The organism is Curvibacter sp. EU05-FHT14A10 (assembly GCF_058791075.1).
Map to the genome: position 1 here is coordinate 45434 of NZ_JBYTDE010000017.1, position 18820 is coordinate 64253.

Annotated in this window: 12 protein-coding genes; 8 read left to right on the top strand and 4 right to left on the bottom strand. The window is 63.1% G+C overall.

Annotated elements, in window-relative coordinates; genetic code table 11:
* Positions 1 to 47: 47 nt before the first annotated feature.
* A complete protein-coding gene (locus tag AC3WUT_RS24910) occupies positions 48 to 632 on the bottom strand; it encodes a TetR/AcrR family transcriptional regulator (RefSeq protein WP_492349756.1) in 585 nt (194 codons plus the stop codon).
* A 276-nt stretch (positions 633 to 908) separates the two neighbouring features.
* Between AC3WUT_RS24910 and AC3WUT_RS24915 the strand changes: the two genes are divergently transcribed.
* Positions 909 to 3440, top strand: coding sequence for a cation-translocating P-type ATPase (locus tag AC3WUT_RS24915; protein ID WP_492349757.1), 2532 nt, complete (start codon positions 909 to 911; stop codon positions 3438 to 3440).
* 43 nt (positions 3441 to 3483) lie between these two features.
* Here AC3WUT_RS24915 and AC3WUT_RS24920 read toward each other — a convergent pair whose 3' ends face one another.
* Positions 3484 to 5682, bottom strand: coding sequence for an OsmC domain/YcaO domain-containing protein (locus AC3WUT_RS24920; RefSeq protein ID WP_492349758.1), 2199 nt, complete (start codon positions 5680 to 5682; stop codon positions 3484 to 3486).
* Positions 5683 to 5917: 235 nt separating this feature from the next.
* Positions 5918 to 7354, bottom strand: a complete 1437-nt coding sequence (locus AC3WUT_RS24925; RefSeq protein WP_492349759.1) for a short-chain fatty acyl-CoA regulator family protein — start codon at positions 7352 to 7354, stop codon at positions 5918 to 5920.
* A 113-nt stretch (positions 7355 to 7467) separates the two neighbouring features.
* Between AC3WUT_RS24925 and AC3WUT_RS24930 the strand changes: the two genes are divergently transcribed.
* From AC3WUT_RS24930 to AC3WUT_RS24960, 7 genes are all read left to right on the top strand, one after another.
* Entirely contained in the window at positions 7468 to 7866 is a 399-nt protein-coding gene (locus AC3WUT_RS24930) for an acyl-CoA thioesterase (RefSeq protein WP_492349760.1), read from the top strand.
* On the top strand, positions 7863 to 9032 hold the full coding sequence (gene prpC, locus AC3WUT_RS24935) for a bifunctional 2-methylcitrate synthase/citrate synthase (RefSeq protein ID WP_492349761.1): 1170 nt from the start codon (positions 7863 to 7865) through the stop codon (positions 9030 to 9032). Before AC3WUT_RS24930 ends, prpC begins: the two co-directional genes overlap by 4 nt.
* Positions 9033 to 9069: 37 nt before the next feature.
* Positions 9070 to 11703 carry a Fe/S-dependent 2-methylisocitrate dehydratase AcnD gene (gene acnD / locus AC3WUT_RS24940; protein ID WP_492349762.1) on the top strand — a complete coding sequence of 878 codons (2634 nt, stop codon included), beginning with the start codon at positions 9070 to 9072 and terminating at the stop codon, positions 11701 to 11703.
* Positions 11700 to 12896, top strand: a complete 1197-nt coding sequence (gene prpF, locus AC3WUT_RS24945; RefSeq protein ID WP_492349763.1) for a 2-methylaconitate cis-trans isomerase PrpF — start codon at positions 11700 to 11702, stop codon at positions 12894 to 12896. The genes acnD and prpF overlap by 4 nt, the downstream gene beginning before the upstream one ends.
* A 41-nt stretch (positions 12897 to 12937) precedes the next feature.
* Entirely contained in the window at positions 12938 to 13798 is an 861-nt protein-coding gene (locus AC3WUT_RS24950) for an isocitrate lyase/PEP mutase family protein (RefSeq protein ID WP_492349764.1), read from the top strand.
* 401 nt (positions 13799 to 14199) lie between these two features.
* A complete protein-coding gene (locus AC3WUT_RS24955) occupies positions 14200 to 15264 on the top strand; it encodes a DUF262 domain-containing protein (RefSeq protein ID WP_492349765.1) in 1065 nt (354 codons plus the stop codon).
* A 2-nt stretch (positions 15265 to 15266) separates the two neighbouring features.
* Entirely contained in the window at positions 15267 to 16193 is a 927-nt protein-coding gene (locus tag AC3WUT_RS24960) for a hypothetical protein (RefSeq protein WP_492349766.1), read from the top strand.
* A 241-nt stretch (positions 16194 to 16434) separates the two neighbouring features.
* Here AC3WUT_RS24960 and metE read toward each other — a convergent pair whose 3' ends face one another.
* The gene (gene metE, locus AC3WUT_RS24965) at positions 16435 to 18741 is read right to left on the bottom strand and encodes a 5-methyltetrahydropteroyltriglutamate--homocysteine S-methyltransferase (RefSeq protein WP_492349767.1); all 2307 of its coding nucleotides are present in this window, start codon (positions 18739 to 18741) and stop codon (positions 16435 to 16437) included.
* Positions 18742 to 18820: the final 79 nt, after the last annotated feature.

Below are 18820 nucleotides of genomic sequence, written 5' to 3' on the forward strand. Positions count from 1 at the left end.
CGGTCGTCTAGTTTGGGTTTCAAAAAATCCTGAAAGGCTGAGCCGATTCAAGGGGTGAGGAGTTGCCGAGTGAACGCCATGGCCTGCTCCAGCGATTGGGTCTGCCGGTGCACCTTGCTCAGCAGGCTGGCACCCAGCCACAGCTGGTAGAGCAGACCCGCGGTGGCCTCGGGTTCGAGCTTGGCCATCGAGCCATCGGTCTGCCCAGCGCGGATCACCTCGGCCAACCGTGCCGTGACGCGCTGGGTGCCGTCATGCAGCGCCATGCGCATGGGTTCAGACAGGTCGGACACTTCGGCACTGAGTTTCACCACCTGGCAGGGCTGGTCGCCGCCGCTGGGGCATTGGGTGGACTGCCATTGCTGCCAGTAGGCGAGCAGGCGTTCGCGGGCGTTCAGATCGGTGCGTTCGAACAGGCTGTCGATGCGGCCCAGATAGCCTTCAAAAAACGATTCGAGCAAGGCTTCGCCAAACTGCTCCTTCGATTTGAAGTAATGGTAGAACGATCCCTTGGGTACCTCGGCCGCCTGCAGGATCTCGTTCAGACCCACGGCGGAGAACCCCTTGCTGGCAATGATGCGATTGCCAGTGTCCAGAATGTGCTGGCGGGTGTCGGCGTGGGCGGGTTTCATAGGAGTGAATGGTACGGATGTATTAGACCAGTCGTCTATTAGCCAGTGAATATCCCAATCGTTCATGGGGTTTTGCGGTGAGCCGAGGGCCTGACCCGGTGCTTGGCCGTGCAGAGGAGGGGGATCCCCCGCCCAAGAGGCAAAAGGCAAAAGGCGCTCGCAACAAGGCCGCATAAGCGCCGCGCCGAGGCTGCACGGATGGCGGTGTCACGGATCAGGCGTATAAATTGCGCAAGGTCATTCTTCGGGGCGCTCACCTGCCCCACAGTTTCAGACATGTCCGCATCCCCGACCGAGCCTTCCCAAGCGACAACGCCACCCACCGGCCTGGAGCCTGCCGCAGCGGCCCAGCGTCTGCGTGACGAGGGCCCCAACGAACTCGGTGTCAGCCAGCGGCGCACGCTGCGCGACATGGCCTGGGATGTGGTGCGTGAGCCCATGTTCCTGTTGCTGCTGGGCGCGGGCGTCATTTACCTGGCCATGGGCGATGCCCATGAGGCGATGATCCTGTTGGGTTTCGTGGTCGTCATCATGACGATCACGGTGCTGCAGGAGCGCCGCACCGACCAGGCCTTGAACGCATTGCGCGACCTGTCCAGCCCGCGGGCCCTGGTGGTCCGTGGCGGTGTGGCGCAGCGGGTGGCGGGCCGCGAGGTGGTGCGCGAAGACCTGCTCATGATTGCCGAAGGCGACCGCATACCGGCCGATGGCACCCTGCTGCAGGCCCATGAGCTGGCCACCGACGAATCCATGCTCACCGGCGAATCGGAATCGGTGGCCAAACAACCTGGCCAAGCCGTGTACGCCGGCACCCTGGTGGTCAGCGGGCAAGGGCTGCTTCAGGTCACCTCGACTGGCCAGCGAACCGAGCTGGGCCGCATCGGTCAATCGCTGGACACCATTGCCTTGCAGGCCTCGCCGCTGCGCGAAGAGATGGCCAGGCTGACGCGTCAGCTGGTGTTCATCGGCCTCGCGTTGTGCGCCTTGCTGGTGGGCCTGCTGGGCGTGTTGCGGGGCGATTGGCTGCAGGCCGTGTTGTCAGGCATCACCCTGGCCATGGGGCTGCTGCCGCAAGAGCTCCCGGTGATCATGATCGTGTTTCTGGCACTTGCCGCCCGGCGCATGGCCGCCCAGCAGGTGCTGACCCGGCGCCTGAATGCCATCGAGACGCTTGGCCAGACCACCGTGCTGTGTGTGGACAAGACCGGCACGCTGACGCAGAACCGCATGGCCGTGGCAGCCTTGTGTGCCGGCACCCAGACACTGAACACCCTGGACCCGATGGCAGAGGGCCCTGACGCGCTGCCCGAGGCCTTCCACGAGCTGTTGGAGTACGCGGTGCTGGCCAGCGAGATCGACCCTCACGATCCCATGGAGCAGGCCTTCCACCGCTTTGCCGGGGCCCATCTGGTGGGCACCGAGCACCTGCACCCCGAATGGCGCCTGGTGCGCGAGTACGAGCTGTCGCCTGGTTTGCTCGCCATGTCGCACCTGTGGCGTGATCAGAACGGCCCGGTTGACTGGGTGGCCTCCAAAGGCGCGCCGGAAGCCGTGGCCGATTTGTGCCACCTGCCTGAGGCTGAGCGTTCTGCGGTCAGCGCGCAAGCGGCGCAACTGGCCGACCAGGGCCTGCGGGTGCTGGGGGTGGCCAAGGCCCGGCACCGCAGTGCCCAGGACTGGCCGGCCGGCCAGCACGATTTCGAGTTTGTCTGGCTGGGCCTGGTCGGGCTGGCCGACCCGTTGCGACCTGAGGTGCCGGCCGCCATCGCGCAGTGCCGTCAGGCCGGTATCCGGGTGGTCATGATCACGGGAGACCACCCACGCACTGCCCGGGCCGTGGCGGCCCAGGCGGGCATGGCGCACGATCAGGTCATCACTGGCGACGAACTGGCCAGCCTGTCCCCCACTGACCTCGCGGGCCGCCTGGGCCAGGTCAGTGTGTTTGCACGCATCAGGCCCCAGCAAAAGCTGGCCTTGGTCGAGGCGCTCAAGGCCCAGGGCGAAGTGGTGGCCATGACCGGCGACGGCGTCAACGACGCACCCGCGCTCAAGGCGGCGCACATCGGCATCGCCATGGGGCAGCGTGGCACCGATGTGGCCCGCGAGGCGGCCTCTCTGGTGCTGCTGAACGACGACTTTTCAGCGATCGTGCAGGCCATTGCGCGTGGCCGGCTCACCTTTGCAAACCTGCGCCAGGCCATGGTCTACACCCTGGCCGTGCATGTCCCGATCATCGCTTTGGCCCTGCTGCCAGCTTTGTTCGGCCTGCCGCTGGTGCTGGCGCCCCTGCACATTGCTTTCCTGGAGTTGGTGATCGACCCGGCCTGCTCCATCGTGTTCGAGGCCGAGCCTGGGGCCACCGGCCTCATGGACCGGCCGCCGCGGCGCACCGACGAACCGCTGCTCAGCCTGCGCCACGTGTTGCTGAGTTTGTTGCAAGGGGGGGCGGTCAGTGGGGCGGTGGTGGGCGCCTATGCATGGCTGCTCAGCCAGGGCCACCCGGCGGGCCTGGCCAGCACGGTGGCCTTTGTGTTGCTGGTGGTGGCCAATGCCGTGTTGATCCTGCCCAGCCGCCAGGGCCGCGTGAACGGGCTGAGTTTGTTCAAGGGCCTCACACCGGTCAGCCTGTGGGTGCTGGGCGGCACGCTGCTGGCGCTGTGTGCCATCACCACCGTGCCCTGGTTGGCGGCCCCGTTCCACTTTGTGCCACTGGCGCCCGGGCCCTGGCTGACGACGCTGGCGGCCGGGTTCAGCCTGATGCTGGTCTTTGTGGGCAGTCAGCGGCTGCTGGGCAAAAGGCCGGGCTGATAGCACTTGGCGGCCGGGTGGCCTGTGGGCCTGCGTCAAGTCATCAGGGTTGCGCCACACGCGCCCGTGCGGCGTGCAGCTTTTTGTAGCTGTCGAGCAGGCGCTTGTGGCGGTCCAGGCCATCGAGCTGCAGGCTGGTCGGCGTCAAGCCAAAGAAGCGAACCGTGCCGTCGACCGAGCCCGTCACGGCGTCCATGCGCGGGTCGCCGAACATGCGACGGAAGTTGACCATGTAGTCGTCGAGTTCCAGGTCTTCGTCCAGGACCACATCGAGCACCGCATTCAACGCTTGGTAGAACAAGCCCCGGTCAACCGTGTTGTCGTTGTACTGCAGGAAAGACTTCACCCCTTCGTGGGCTTCCTCCAACCTTTGCAAGGCCAACTGGATCAGCAATTTCAACTCGAGAACGGTGAGTTGCCCCCACACGGTGTTTTCGTCGAAATCAATCCCGATCAGGGTGGCAATGTCGCCATATTCGTCCAGCTCTTCGTTTTCCAGGCGATCCAGCAGGGCCTCCAGTTGATCGTCGGTCAATTGATGCAGATTCAGCAGGTCGTTGCGGAACAGCAAGGCCTTGTTGGTGTTGTCCCAGACCAGGTCTTCCACGGGATAGACCTCCGAATAACCCGGCACCAGAATTCGACACGCTGTGGCGCCCAATTCATCATGCACCGCCACATAGGTTTGCTTGCCCATTTTGTCGAGGATGCCGAACAAAGTGGCCGCTTCCTGCGCATTGGAATTTTCACCCTTGCCAGAAAAATCCCATTCGACAAATTCAAAGTCAGATTGCGCGCTGAAAAACCGCCAAGACACCACGCCGCTGGAATCAATGAAGTGCTCCACAAAATTATTGGGTTCAGTCACCGCATTGCTGATGAAGGTGGGTTGAGGCAAGTCATTGAGCCCTTCAATGCTGCGACCTTGCAGCAACTCTGTCAGGCTGCGCTCCAGTGCCACCTGCAGGCTAGGGTGTGAACCAAATGAGGCAAAAACGCCCCCCGTGCGAGGGTTCATCAAGGTGACGCACATCACGGGGTAACGCCCCCCGAGAGAGGCATCCTTCACCAGAATCGGAAACCCTTGTTCCTCCAGGGCTCGAATGCCCGCCAGAATGCCTGGGTATTTCTCCAGGACCTGCGCCGGCACATCGGGCAGGGCCATCTCGCCCTCGATGATTTCACGCTTCACTGCGCGCTCGAAAATCTCTGACAAGCATTGCACCTGCGCTTCGGCCAGCGTGTTGCCGGCACTCATCCCGTTGCTGGCATAGAGGTTTTCAATCAGATTGGACGGAAAGTACACCACCTTGCCATCCGACTGGCGCACATAGGGCAGTGAGCAGATGCCACGCGCGGCGTTGCCAGAGTTGGTGTCGACCAAATGCGAGGCACGCAACTCGCCGCTCGGGTTGTAGATGGCTAGGCAATGCTCATCCAGGATTTCAGGTGGTAATTTGTCTTTTTTACCGGCCTTGAACCAACGTTCATTCGGATAATGAACAAAGCTGGCTTCGGCAATGTCTGACCCCCAGAATGAGCCCGCATAAAAATGATTGCAGCTGAGCCGTTCAATGTATTCGCCCAGCGCTGATGCCAGGGCGCTTTCCTTGGTGGACCCCTTGCCGTTCGTGAAGCACATGGGTGAGTGCGCATCGCGAATATGCAGCGACCAGACATTCGGAATGATGTTGCGCCAAGAGGCAATTTCTATTTTGATGCCCAAGTTGGCCAGCAAGCCAGACATGTTGGCGATGGTTTGCTCCAGAGGCAGGTCTTTTCCGGGGATGTAGGTGGCAATATCAGAGGTTGAATTAACCGTCAGCAACGATTGCGCATCGGCATCCAGATTTTCTACTTCTTCGATCACAAACTCGGGGCCGGTCTGAACCACTTTTTTGACCGTGCAGCGCTCAATGGAGCGCAAAATACCCAGGCGATCTTTGGCCGTGATGTCCGGTGGCAATTCCACCTGGATTTTGAATATTTGCTGATACCTGTTTTCTGGATCGACAATATTATTTTGTGACAACCGGATGTTTTCGGTCGGTATGTTTCTGGTGTTGCAATACAGCTTGACAAAATACGCGGCACACAGGGCGGAGGATGCCAGAAAATAATCAAAAGGCCCTGGGGCCGACCCATCGCCCTTGTAGCGAATGGGCTGATCGGCGATCACCGTGAAGTCATCAAATTTGGCTTCAAGACGAAGCTTATCCAGAAAGTTGACTTTGATTTCCATGGGGAAAATGTCCAAAAATAATATTTGCAGGTTTCGCAGGCCGCATCTCAAATGCGAAAACTGCTGTCATGGTTGCAGGCGTCGCGCAGCAATCGGGGGTGAGATCGTTGGCATCTGATCACCCGATTGTCCATGCAGACATGGAACGCAGGTTGGAGCTTGAAAATAGGCCTTTGGGTATGACGAGGGCACCGGTTCAAAGGCCGGTGTGAAATGCTGCAGGCAGCGGGCCTGGTCAAACGCCCCCTGCTGCATCCCCGCCCAGTGAGCCATAGGGCGCGAACGGGCTCTCGTGCTCGTCCACCGCCAGGGCGCGGCCCACAAAGGGAAAGGCGCGCTGCGGGCAGTTATGTCGTTCGCAGACCTTGCAACCCATGCCGATGGGCGTGGCGGCCGCCGGGTCTTGCAGATCCAGGCCGCGCGCATAGACCAGGCGATGCGCGTGGCGCACATCGCAGCCCAGTCCGACCGAGAAGGTGCGCCGCGGTGAGCCATATCCGGCCTCGCCGTGGGTGACCGCGTGTGCCACCCACAGGTAGCGGCGACCATCGGGCATGCTGGACAGCTGTGCCAGGATCTGACCCGGGCGCGAGAAAGCCTCGTACACATTCCACAGCGGGCAGGTGCCACCGATGCGGCTGAAATGAAAGTGGGTGGCTGACTGGCGCTTGGAGATGTTGCCAGCCCGGTCCACCCGAACAAAGAAGAAGGGCACGCCCGGTGCGCCCAGGCGCTGCAAAGTGCTCAGTCGGTGGCAGACCGTCTCCAGGCCGACGCCGAAGAGCCGGCCCAGCAGCTCGATGTCGTAATGCAACGTCTCGGCCGCCTGCAAAAAACGTCCATAGGGCAGCAGCAGTGCGCCTGCGAAGTAGTTGGCCAGGCCCAGGCGGGCCAGTTGGCGCGCTGGCTCATGGCGGGTGAATGGGGCCACCTGGGTCAGGGCATCAAGCTCGGCGGGGAACTCAGTCAGCGCCAGCTGGGTCGCCATCTGGAAGGCTTTCTGGGCGGGATCCAGGCGCCCAGCCAATGTCAGTGTCGAGTGCCTGGCATCGAAGCGGCGCTTGCTGCCTTGCGGCCCCGGATCGTGCCGCACCAGGATGCCGTGCCCGGCCAGGCGCTGCGTCAGCCAGGCGAGCCGCGCGATTGGGTCATCCCCACTGTCGGCCTCTGCTGCCAGGCGCTCGGCTGCGCGGTCCAGACCGTCGAAGTGGTTCTGGTGGTTGAAGAAGAAATCCCGCACCAACTCGAAAGGTTGGTGGACGACAGGTTCATCCAGGCTTCGGTTGTCGCCCAGTTGCAGCGACAGGGCTTCCAACCGGCCCTGCAGTTCGTGCTGGCGCCGCCGCATGTCGATCACCGCTCGCGCCACCGCGGGCATCTGGGAGGCCAGCTCCTGGAACTCTGGCAGCGAGATGGGCTCCGGGGCTTCGGCCAGGGCTTCTTGCACCCCCGCCATCAGGCAGGCCTCTTCATCCTCAGAGAACTCCTGGATGTCGACACCCAGCGCCCGGTTCAGCTTGAGCAGCACCGAGACCGTGAAGGGGCGCTGGTTCTGCTCCAACTGATTTAGGTAGCTCGGCGACAGGCCCAGGGCCTGGGCCAGGCCGATCTGCGACAGCCCGCGCTCTGCGCGCAGTCGGCGCAGTTTCACGCCCATGAAGGTCTTTTTCATCCGCAGTGGCTTTCCTGAAAATTCGCAAAATTTGCTGATTTGCGAAATTCATTCGCAAATATTCGCCTTTTCAGGCCTGTTTGAACGGGTGCATTTTGCGTAAATTGCGAAGCATGACAAGCCCCCCTGGAACCGTCGAGCTCAGAGAACTGGTGTTGCCCGCCCTGGCCAATCACCACGGCACCCTGTTTGCAGGCCAGGGCCTCCAACTGCTGGCCAAAGCGGCCTTTCTGGCCGCGCGCAGCCTGGCGCAGCGTGAGGTCGTGATGGCCGGTGTCAGCGCTGTGGATTTCCACCACCCCGTGCCGGTCGGCCATCAGTTGCTTTTGCGGGCCTGGGTCAGTCGCGTTGGGCGCAGCTCGATGACGGTCTGCGTCACCGGCCTAGCCGATGCGCCCGGTGTGCCGCTGGACGAGGCCCTCAGGGGCGTGTTTGAGATGGTGGCGGTCGATGCCTCAGGCCGCCCCGCAGCGATGGATCGTTTTGATAACCAACAGGAGACCCCGACATGAGTACCGAGACCGTGCAAGCCCCGGCGCCAGCCACCTTCAAGCCGAAGAAATCGGTCGCCCTCTCGGGCACCGCTGCCGGCAACACCGCCCTGTGTACCGTGGGGCGCAGCGGCAACGATCTGCACTACCGGGGCTATGACATCCTGGACGTCGCCACCACCTGCGAGTTCGAAGAAGTGGCCCACCTGCTGGTGCACGGCAAGCTGCCCAACCAGGCCGAGTTGGCCGCCTACAAAGGCAAGCTCAAGTCCTTGCGCGGCTTGCCGGCGGCGGTCAAGACCGCGCTCGAGCAACTGCCCCCGTCCACCCACCCGATGGATGTGATGCGCACCGGCGTCTCGGTGCTGGGCTGCGTCAAGCCCGAGAAGGAAGACCACAACCACCCCGGCGCGCGTGACATTGCCGACAAGCTGATGGCCTCGCTGGGTTCGATGCTGCTGTACTGGTACCACTTTGCCTATAACGGCAAGCGCATCGAGGTGGAGACCGATGACGACTCGATTGGCGGCCATTTCCTGCACCTGCTGCATGGCGCGAAGCCGCGCGACAGCTGGGTGCGCGCCATGCACACCTCGCTCATCCTGTATGCCGAGCACGAGTTCAATGCCTCCACCTTCACCTCGCGCGTGGTGGCTGGTACCGGCTCTGACCTGTATTCGGCCATCTGCGGTGGCATCGGCGCCCTGCGCGGGCCCAAGCACGGTGGCGCCAACGAGGTGGCCTTCGAAATCCAGAAACGCTACGACAACCCCGATGAGGCCGAAGCCGACATCCGTGACCGCGTCGAACGCAAGGAGGTGGTGATCGGCTTCGGTCACCCGGTCTACACCGTCGGTGACCCGCGCAACGGGGTGATCAAGAAGGTGGCCCATGAGCTGTCGCTGGAGCAGCGCAACACCAAGATGTACGACATCGCCGAGCGCCTGGAATCGGTCATGTGGGAGGCCAAGAAGATGTTCCCCAACCTCGACTGGTTCAGCGCTGTCAGTTACCACATGATGGGCGTGCCCACCGACATGTTCACGCCCCTGTTTGTGATCGCCCGCACCTCGGGCTGGTCGGCCCATGTGATCGAGCAGCGCATCGACGGCAAGATCATCCGCCCCAGTGCCCAGTATGTCGGCCCCGAAGATCAGGCGTTCGTGCCCCTGGATCAGCGCACCTGAGCCCATCCGCGCCACAATTCCTCTTCAGCAACCTGCCATGAATTCCTGTTTCAGATCCCCTTTGCCAGGCCTGGGCCTGAGCTACTTCGACGCCCGCGCCGCGGTCGATGCCCTGCAGCCTGGCGCGTGGGCGCGCCTGCCTTACACGGCCCGGGTGCATGCCGAAAACCTGGTTCGCCGGGCTGACCCGACCCAGCTCGACAGCTACCTGCGCCAATTGATCGAGCGCCACCGCGAGATCGATTTCCCGTGGTTTCCGGTGCGCGTGGTATGCCACGACATCCTGGGCCAGACCGCCTTGGTGGACCTGGCCGGCCTGCGCGATGCCATCGCCAACGAGGGGGGCGACCCGGCCGCCGTGAACCCGGTGGTGCCGGTGCAATTGATCGTCGACCATTCGCTGGCCGTGGAGTGCGGCGGCTTTGACCCCGAGGCTTTCGCCAAGAACCGGGCCATCGAAGACCGGCGCAACGAAGACCGCTTTCACTTCATCGAATGGACCAAGAAGGCCTTTGCCAACGTGGATGTGATCCCGGCGGGCAACGGCATCATGCACCAGATCAACCTCGAAAAAATGTCGCCGGTGGTGTACGTGCAAGACGGTGTGGCCTTCCCCGACACCTGCGTCGGCACCGACAGCCACACCCCGCATGTGGACGCGTTGGGCGTGATCGCCGTGGGCGTGGGCGGGCTGGAGGCTGAGAACGTGATGCTGGGCCGCGCCTCATGGATGCGCCTGCCCGACATCGTGGGTGTGCGCTTGACGGGGCGCCGCCAGCCCGGTATCACCGCCACCGACATGGCGCTGGCCCTGACCGAGTTCCTGCGCGCGCAGAAGGTGGTGGGCGCCTATGTCGAGTTCTTTGGCGAAGGCGCCGACAGCCTGTCCATCGGTGACCGCGCCACCATCTCGAACATGTGCCCCGAGTACGGTGCCACGGCAGCGCTGTTCTACATCGATCAGCAGACGCTGGACTATTTGCGCCTGACCGACCGCAGCCCCGAGCAGCTTCAGCTGGTGGAGACCTATGCCAAGACGGCCGGCTTCTGGCACACCGATCTGGCCACGGCCGAGTACGAGCGGGTGCTGAGCTTTGACCTGGCCCGTGTGGTGCGCAACATGGCGGGCCCCAGCAACCCGCACCGGCGCCTGCCCACCACGGCGCTGGTGGAGCGCGGCATCGCCGGCCCCGACAAGCTGGCTGCCGCCCAGGCCGAAGAGGCACAGGGCCTGCTGCCCGATGGCGCTGTCATCATTGCTGCCATCACCAGTTGCACCAACACCAGCAACCCGCGCAACGTGATCGCCGCCGCCTTGCTGGCCCGCAACGCACGCCGCCTGGGCCTGGCGCGCAAGCCCTGGGTCAAGTCTTCGCTGGCCCCGGGCTCCAAGGCCGTCGAGCTGTACCTCAAAGAAGCCGGCCTGCTGGCCGATCTGGAGGCCCTGGGCTTTGGCATCGTGGCCTTTGCCTGCACCACCTGCAACGGCATGAGCGGGGCCCTAGCCCCGAAGATCCAGCAAGAAATCATCGAGCGCGACCTGTACGCCACCGCCGTGCTGTCGGGCAACCGCAACTTTGATGGCCGCATCCACCCCTATGCCAAGCAGGCCTTTCTGGCCTCGCCGCCGCTGGTGGTCGCCTATGCCATCGCCGGCACCATCCGCTTCGACATTGAGAACGATGTGCTGGCCGTGGTGCAGGGCCGTGACATCCGCCTCAAGGACCTGTGGCCCAGCGATGAAGAGATCGATGCCATCGTGGCCCAGGCCGTCAAACCCGAGCAGTTTCGCGCGGTGTACGAGCCCATGTTCGCCCTGCGCCGCGACGACGGTGAAACCGTGCGTCCGCAGTACGACTGGCGCCCGCAGTCCACCTACATCCGCCGCCCACCCTACTGGGACACCGAGGGCGTAGGCGCGCTGGCGGCCCACCCGCGCACCCTCAAGGGCATGCGCGTGCTGGCCTTGCTGCCCGACAACATCACCACCGACCACCTCTCGCCCTCCAACGCCATCTTGCCCGACAGCGCGGCCGGCGAGTACCTGGCCCGCATGGGCCTGCCTGAGGAAGACTTCAACTCTTACGCTACCCACCGGGGCGACCACCTGACCGCCCTGCGGGCCACCTTTGCCAACCCGCAACTGGTCAACGAGATGGCCGTGGTCAACGGCCAGGTGCAAAAGGGATCGCTGGCCCGCATCGAGCCCGAGGGGCAGGTGGTGCGCATGTGGGAGGCGATCGAGACCTACCTGAACCGACGCCAGCCCCTGATCATCATTGCCGGTGCCGACTACGGCCAGGGATCCAGCCGCGACTGGGCTGCCAAGGGCGTGCGCCTGGCCGGGGTCGAGACCGTGGTGGCCGAGGGCTTCGAGCGCATCCACCGCACCAACCTGATCGGCATGGGCGTGCTGCCACTGGAGTTCCTGCCCGGCACCACCCGCCTGACGCTGGGCCTGGATGGCCGAGAAACCTACGCGGTGGCCGGTGAGTTGGCGCCGCGCGCGCCCCTGACCCTGGTGGTGACACGCCGTGATGGCAGCCTGCTTCAGGTGCCGGTGCGCTCGCGCCTCGACACGGCCGAAGAGGTCTCGGTCTACCAGGCCGGCGGCGTGCTGCAACGTTTTGCCCAAGACTTTCTGGCCCAACTACAAGGAGCCGCGGCATGAGCCACGCACCCCAGATCAAGATCGCCGCCACCTACCTGCGCGGCGGCACCAGCAAGGGCGTGTTCTTTCGCCTGCAAGACCTGCCTGCGGCGGCCCAGGTGCCGGGCACGGCCCGTGACCGCCTGCTGCAGCGCGTGATCGGCAGCCCCGACCCCTACGCCAAGCAGGTCGACGGCATGGGCGGGGCCACCTCGTCTACCTCTAAAACGGTGATCATCTCGCCCCCAACCCAACCCGGGCACGATGTGGATTACCTGTTCGGCCAGGTGGCCATCGACAGCGACTTTGTCGACTGGTCGGGCAACTGCGGCAACCTGTCGGCCGCCGTCGGGCCGTTTGCCATCGCCAACGGTTTCATCCCGGCCGACCGCATCCCCGACAACGGGGTGTGCACCGTGCGCATCTGGCAGGCCAACATCCGCAAGACCATCGTGGCCCATGTGCCCATCACCCATGGCCAGGTGCAGGAGACGGGCGACTTTGAACTGGACGGCGTGACCTTTCCGGCCGCCGAGGTGGCGATTGAGTTCCTCGACCCGGCCGACGAAGGCGAGGGTGACGACGGTGGCAGTGCCATGTTCCCCACCGGCCAGTGGGTGGACACGCTGGATGTGCCCGGCGTGGGCCGTTTTCAGGCCACCTTCATCAACGCCGGCATCCCCACCATCTTCCTCAACGCCGCCGAGCTGGGGTACACCGGCACCGAGCTGCAAGAGGCCATCAACGGCGACGCCGCCGCGCTGGCCCGCTTCGAGACGATCCGTGCCCACGGCGCCCTGCGCATGGGCCTGATCCGCGACCTGGGTGAGGCTGCCAAACGCCAGCACACGCCCAAGATTGCCTTTGTGGCCCCGCCGGCCAGCTACACCGCCAGCAGCGGCAAACCGGTGCAGGCCGGCGAGATCGATCTGCTGGTGCGTGCCCTGTCGATGGGCAAGCTGCACCACGCCATGATGGGCACCGCCGCCGTGGCCATTGGCACGGCGGCGGCCGTGCCAGGCACCCTGGTCAACCTGGCCGCGGGCGGCGGCCCGCGCGAGGCGGTGCGCTTTGGCCACCCCTCGGGCACCCTGCGCGTGGGGGCCCAGGCCGAGCTGCGCGACGGCCAGTGGCTGGTCACCAAGGCCTTGATGAGCCGCAGCGCCCGCGTGCTGATGGAAGGCTGGGTGCGCGTGCCCGGCGATGCCTTCTGAACGCGCGCCCCTTGATTCCAAACCTCACCGGATTCCAGTTCATGTCCCCACGTCAACAACTCAAACAACTCGTCGAAGCCCGCCGTGGCCTGATCGTGCCCGGCGCCTTCAATGCGCTGTCGGCCAAAGTCATCGAAGACCTGGGCTTTCAGGCCATCTATGTCACCGGCGCCGGGGTCACCAACATGTGGTTCGGCATGCCCGACCAGGGCTTCATGGGCCTGGCCGAGATCGCCGACCACACCGCGCGCATCCGCGATGCGGTGAGCGTGCCCCTGCTGGTCGATGCCGACACCGGCTTTGGCAACGCCCTCAATGTCTACCACACGGTACGAACCCTGGAGCGTGCCGGCGCCGACTGCATCCAGCTCGAAGACCAGGTGGCGCCCAAGCGCTGCGGTCACTTTTCAGGCAAGGAGGTCATCTCCACCGAAGAAGCGGTGAGCAAAATCAAGGCCGCCGTCGACGCTAGGCGTGACCCCAACCTGCTCATCATGGCCCGCACCGACGCCGCCGCCACCCACGGCTTTGAGGCCGCGGTGGAGCGCGCCCAGAAATTTGCCGAGGCCGGTGCCGACATTTTGTTTGTCGAGGCAGTGACCCAGGCCGAAGAGGTGCGCGCCTTGCCCCAGCGCCTGGCCAAGCCCCAGCTCATGAACATGGTGATCGGTGGCCGCACCCCCATCTTCAATGCCGAGCAATTGGGTGAACTGGGCTACGGCATCGTGCTGTATGCCAACGCGGCCCTGCAAGGCGCGGTGGCCGGCATGCAAAAGGCCTTGACGGTGCTGCGCGACGAGAAGGAAGTGCACGAGTCCAGCGGCCTGGTCACGCCGTTTGCCGAGCGCCAACGCCTGGTGGGCAAGCCCGGCTGGGACGCCCTGGAGAAGCAGTACACCTGAGGGCCGGGCGTGTCCAAGCCAGGAGCACCATGTGGCGTTGCGCCTGAACAGGCGTATGACAAAGCCAACGGGGCGGGTCCTGTGATGGGCACCCCTTTTCTCGCTCATTGTCCGGACGAATGGGAAATATCGGCCCGGGGGCGGTCTGCTGGCCTTTGGGAGCGGGGGGCAGCTTTAGGCTGGTTGTTGAAGTCCACCAAGGACTGCTTCGAAGCAACTCCGCACCATGCAGGGCAATCGGGTGAGACGGGCTTTGACCTGCCTGTGCTCTCCTACGCCAATAGAGACATTCGCCGGTTCGGCTACCTACCTCGTCCCGCATCGCCACTTGCCCAGCGCAAGTTGATGTTGAAATCGACCACATAATGTCCCATTGCAATTCGGCGAGGGAATCAATATCAATGCAAAAAGACATCACTGATCGATTCAAGGTCGCACAGAACAGCTTGGTAATACAGCAGTCCGACTTTTCGTTGCTTGCCATCTACGACATGGTCCAGAAACGGGCAATCGACGTCTCACCGCACTACCAGCGTCGAGACCGATGGCCCCCGGAAAAGCAGTCAGCGTTGATTGAGTCGTTTTTGCTGAATGTCCCCGTTCCACCTGTTTATTTGTCTGAGGACGAGTACGGGCAATACAGCGTCATCGACGGGAAGCAGCGCATTACAGCCATACAGGATTTCTTGAGCGGTGAATTGCGCCTTCGCGGTCTCAAGAAGTTTCCCGAGTTGGTGGGGGCACGATTCGCCGACCTTCCCGCCCAGTTGCAGAACGCACTCACGGTTCGTCCATACATTCGTGTGACCACGCTTCTCAAGCAGTCGGACCCGAGCTTGAAGTATGAGGTGTTCCTTCGACTGAACACTGGCGGCGACACACTGAAGGATCAAGAAATTCGGAATGTGGCGTATTCGGGACCGCTCAATGACATGCTCTTCGAACTTTCAGCCTCACCGTTCCTTCGGGAGAGACTGAAGATTGCAAATGACAAGTCCGCGGCGTTCCGGAACATGGATGACATCGAGCACGTCCTCCGGTTCTTCACACTCCACGAGCGATGGCAGGCAACAGGTGGCTCGCTTAGCGAAGCTATGGATGACTACATGGCCAAGCATAGAGGAGAAGCTTCAGCAGCGCTTAGGAATCTATTCATCAATACGCTGGGCACATGCGAGCAAATTTGGGGGGACCGCGCCTTTCATAAGCCCAACGCCGCTGGATGGCGTGACCAGCTCATTTCACCGTTGTATGACGCGCAGATGATTGCCGTTTCCATGTTGCCAAAGAGCGCAATTAATACGCTGGTCAATCACAAGAAGCTTGTGGTGAACGGGACTAAAAAACTTTTTCTTGATGACTTAGAGTTTGCGAAGGCGGTGTCGCAAGGAACGAACACGCCATCGGCCGTTCGGATGCGTGTTCAAAGGATGCACGAGATGCTGAGAGCCATTGCTGCACCTTGATCATGTCGAATGCCCGCTCATTGTTCAATGCCAGGATTGCATCACTGGTCAACTCGCTGAGAATTGACGCAGTCCAAGCGAGACCGTTGACAGAACAAGCGCACAATGATGTGGCGCGCATGCTCCGAAACGGCTTGGCCGTCGTTGGTTTTGCCGCCCTCGAAGATTTCATCAAGTCGCGAATTTCTGAGGTCCTGTCCGAAGTCGGTCCAACTAACGTCCCCTTTGGTCGCCTTCCGGAGAAGCTGCAATATGCGGTGACATTCGAGGCCCTATCAGCGATCAGCTATCAGATGGGACTTCGCCCCAATAAGCCCGACCGCGTTGCATACGTGCAGGAGCACACACAAAAGATTGCCTCTACGGCGACGGCAGCGTACGACTTGATGCCGCTTGCGCTTGGGTACGACCAGGCCAACATTCAAGACGAGACGATCAAGGGAATGCTGAAGTGCTTTCAAATCGACAATGCTTGGGGTGAAATCACTCGAATAGCGTCGCGTCTCGGTCTTGCTGCACTTCCCCTGGATGAGACCTACAAGTCTGCCGCCATTCGGAGGCATCGCGCCGCGCATGTCGCCCACGCGGACACGCCTCAAACTGACTTACAGCAGTTTTGCAAGGAGGCTATTGCCATCGCAATTGGCTTCGACGCCCTTCTGTCCTGCGCGCTCTCAAAGCTACGTCTCCACGACGCACCGTATCTTCAAGGGCAAGCTAAGGTAAGCGCCGCCGACATCACCATCCGAAAGGTATTTCCCGCTGGGAGTAAGTGGCGAGAGGAGCTCGAGGGGCGATCCACTGCGGTAAAGATCGAGGCATCAAAAGACGTGCTTCTTACCGCAGCCAGGTCAAGAGCCGCCGCGGCAAGGAACCTACTTGTGATCCAGGGCGATGGCGGACAGGTCGTCGGATGGGAGTGCTACTAAGCGGCTGGCCTGATTGACGTATGTGTTGGCTGTCGCCACACCCGCGGGGTATTCCACAGTCCTCCGTCAGGACGGCGCCATCTGCGCCGCCTCGCGAATGGCTGCTGTCAGGCGTCGAACTCATCAAGTCGTAGGACAGCACCCGCTGCACAACGGTCGTTGAGGTTCGTTGCGCATATTCGGATCCCCCCTCAGTGCGCAGCCTTCGCCCCTCCCCCCCCGGGGGTCCCACACAGCCCAATCAGACCAGCTCTGCACGCAGCGCCTTGGCCGCCGCCACCATGTGCGTCAGCGCCGGGATCACCTCGGGCCATTGGCGGGTCTTCAGGCCGCAGTCGGGGTTGACCCACAGGCGCTCTGAGGGCACGCGTTCGGCGGCCTTCTTCATCAGATCGATCATGTGCTGCTCGCTCGGGATGTTGGGCGAGTGGATGTCGTACACGCCGGGGCCGATCTCGTTGGGGTAGCTGAAGTGGTCAAAGGCATCGAGCAGTTCCATGTCTGAGCGCGAGGTCTCGATGGTGATCACGTCAGCATCCATGTCGGCGATGGAGGCAATGATGTCGTTGAACTCCGAATAGCACATGTGGGTGTGGATCTGGGTTTCGTCGCGCACTCCGTTGGCGCTGATGCGAAAGCTCTCCACCGCCCAGTCAAGGTAGCTCTGCCATTGGGCCCGGCGCAGCGGCAGGCCTTCGCGCAGGGCGGCCTCGTCGATCTGGATCACGCGCACGCCGGCCTTTTCCAGGTCCAGCACTTCGCTGCGGATGGCCAGGGCCAGTTGCCGGCACGACTGCGAGCGCGGTTGGTCGTCGCGCACAAAAGACCAGTTCAGGATCGTCACCGGGCCGGTCAGCATGCCCTTCATGGGTTTGGGGGTCAGCGACTGGGCATGGGTGGTCCACTCCACCGTCATGGGGTGCGGGCGGCTGATGTCGCCGAACAGGATCGGGGGCTTCACGCAGCGCGAGCCATAGGATTGCACCCAGCCGAACTGGCTGAAGGCATAGCCGTCAAGTTGCTCGCCAAAGTATTCGACCATGTCGTTTCGCTCGGCCTCGCCGTGCACCAGCACGTCCAAGCCCAGGGCCTCCTGCTCGCGTACCGCACGCTCAATCTCCTGGCGCATGGCGGCCTGGTAGGCCGGCAGGTCCAGCCGTCCGGCCTTGAATTCGCTGCGTGCCTGGCGGATCTCGGCCGTCTGCGGAAACGAGCCAATGGTGGTGGTCGGAAACTTGGGCAGCTTCAGCAGCGCAGCCTGTTTGGGGGCGCGGTTGGCATAGGTGCTTTCACGGCGACCCAGGTCTTGGGTGATGCGGGCCACGGCCAGTTTGACGGTGGGGTTGTTGACGCGTGGCGAGGCGCGGCGGGCCGCCAGGGCGGCCTGGTTGGCGTCCAGGGCCTCGCGCACCGCCTCGCGGCCCTCGTTCAAGGCCTGGGCCAGCACCTGCAGCTCGACCAGCTTCTGGCGCGCAAAGGCCAGCCAGGACAGGATCTCGGCATCCAGCTTCTGTTCACTGGCCAAATCCACCGGCACGTGCAGCAGCGAGCATGAGGGTGCGATCCACAGGCGCTGACCCAGTTGCTGAGCCAGGGGCTCCAGCCAGTCCAGGGTGGTATGGAGGTCGGTCTTCCAGATGTTGCGGCCATTGATCACGCCCAGCGACAGCACCTTGTGCGCGGGCAGCAGGTTGATCAAGGGTTGCACGCCTTCGCGGTCGTTGATGGCGTCCACATGCAGGCCGGCCACCGGCAGGTTGGCTGCGAGGTAGGCGTTTTCTTGCAACTGGCCGAAGTAGGTGGCCAGCAGCAGCTTGACCTTGGCCGCTTTGAGGTGGTGGTAGGCGGTGTTGAAGGCATGTTGCCAATCGGCATCCAGCTCGGTCGCCAGAATGGGTTCGTCGATCTGCACCCATTCCACGCCCTGGGCGGCCAGGGCGTCAAGCAGCTCGGCATACACCGGCAGCAGGCGCTCCAGCAGGCTCAGTCGATCCGAGCCGTCCTTGCTCTTGCCGATGGCCAGGTAGGTGACCGGGCCGATCAGCACGGGCTTGGCCTTCACGCCCTGGGCCTGCGCCTCGGCCAGTTGCGCCAGCAGGCGGCTGGCATCGAGCTTGAACGCGGTGGCCGCCGTGAACTCGGGCACGATGTAGTGGTAGTTGGTGTCGAACCACTTGGTCATTTCGCCGGCCGCCACACCGCCACCACAGCCACTACCGCAGCCCGCATGGGCCTCGGCAGGCTGTGCCGAGCGGCCGCGGGCCACGCGGAAGCAGTTGTCCAGCGCGTCGCCCTGAAAGCCGCGCACCCGCTCGGGCAGATTGCCCAGGGTGAAGCTCAGGTCCAGCACCTGGTCATAGAACGAAAAGTCGCCCACGGGGGCCAGGTCCAGGGGGGCCTGATCGGCCCAGTTCTGCTGTCGGAGGGCGGCCCCCAAGGCCTTCAGATCGTTCAGTGTGGATTGACCCTTCCAGTACGCCTCCAGGCCGAACTTGAGTTCGCGTTGGGCGCCGATGCGGGGAAAGCCGAGGTTGTGTGTGCGGACCATGCTGTCTTCTTCAATGTCATCAAGGTTGGAGATGACGCAAGGTTAGAGACGACATGCGATGACGTAAAATGATCTTATT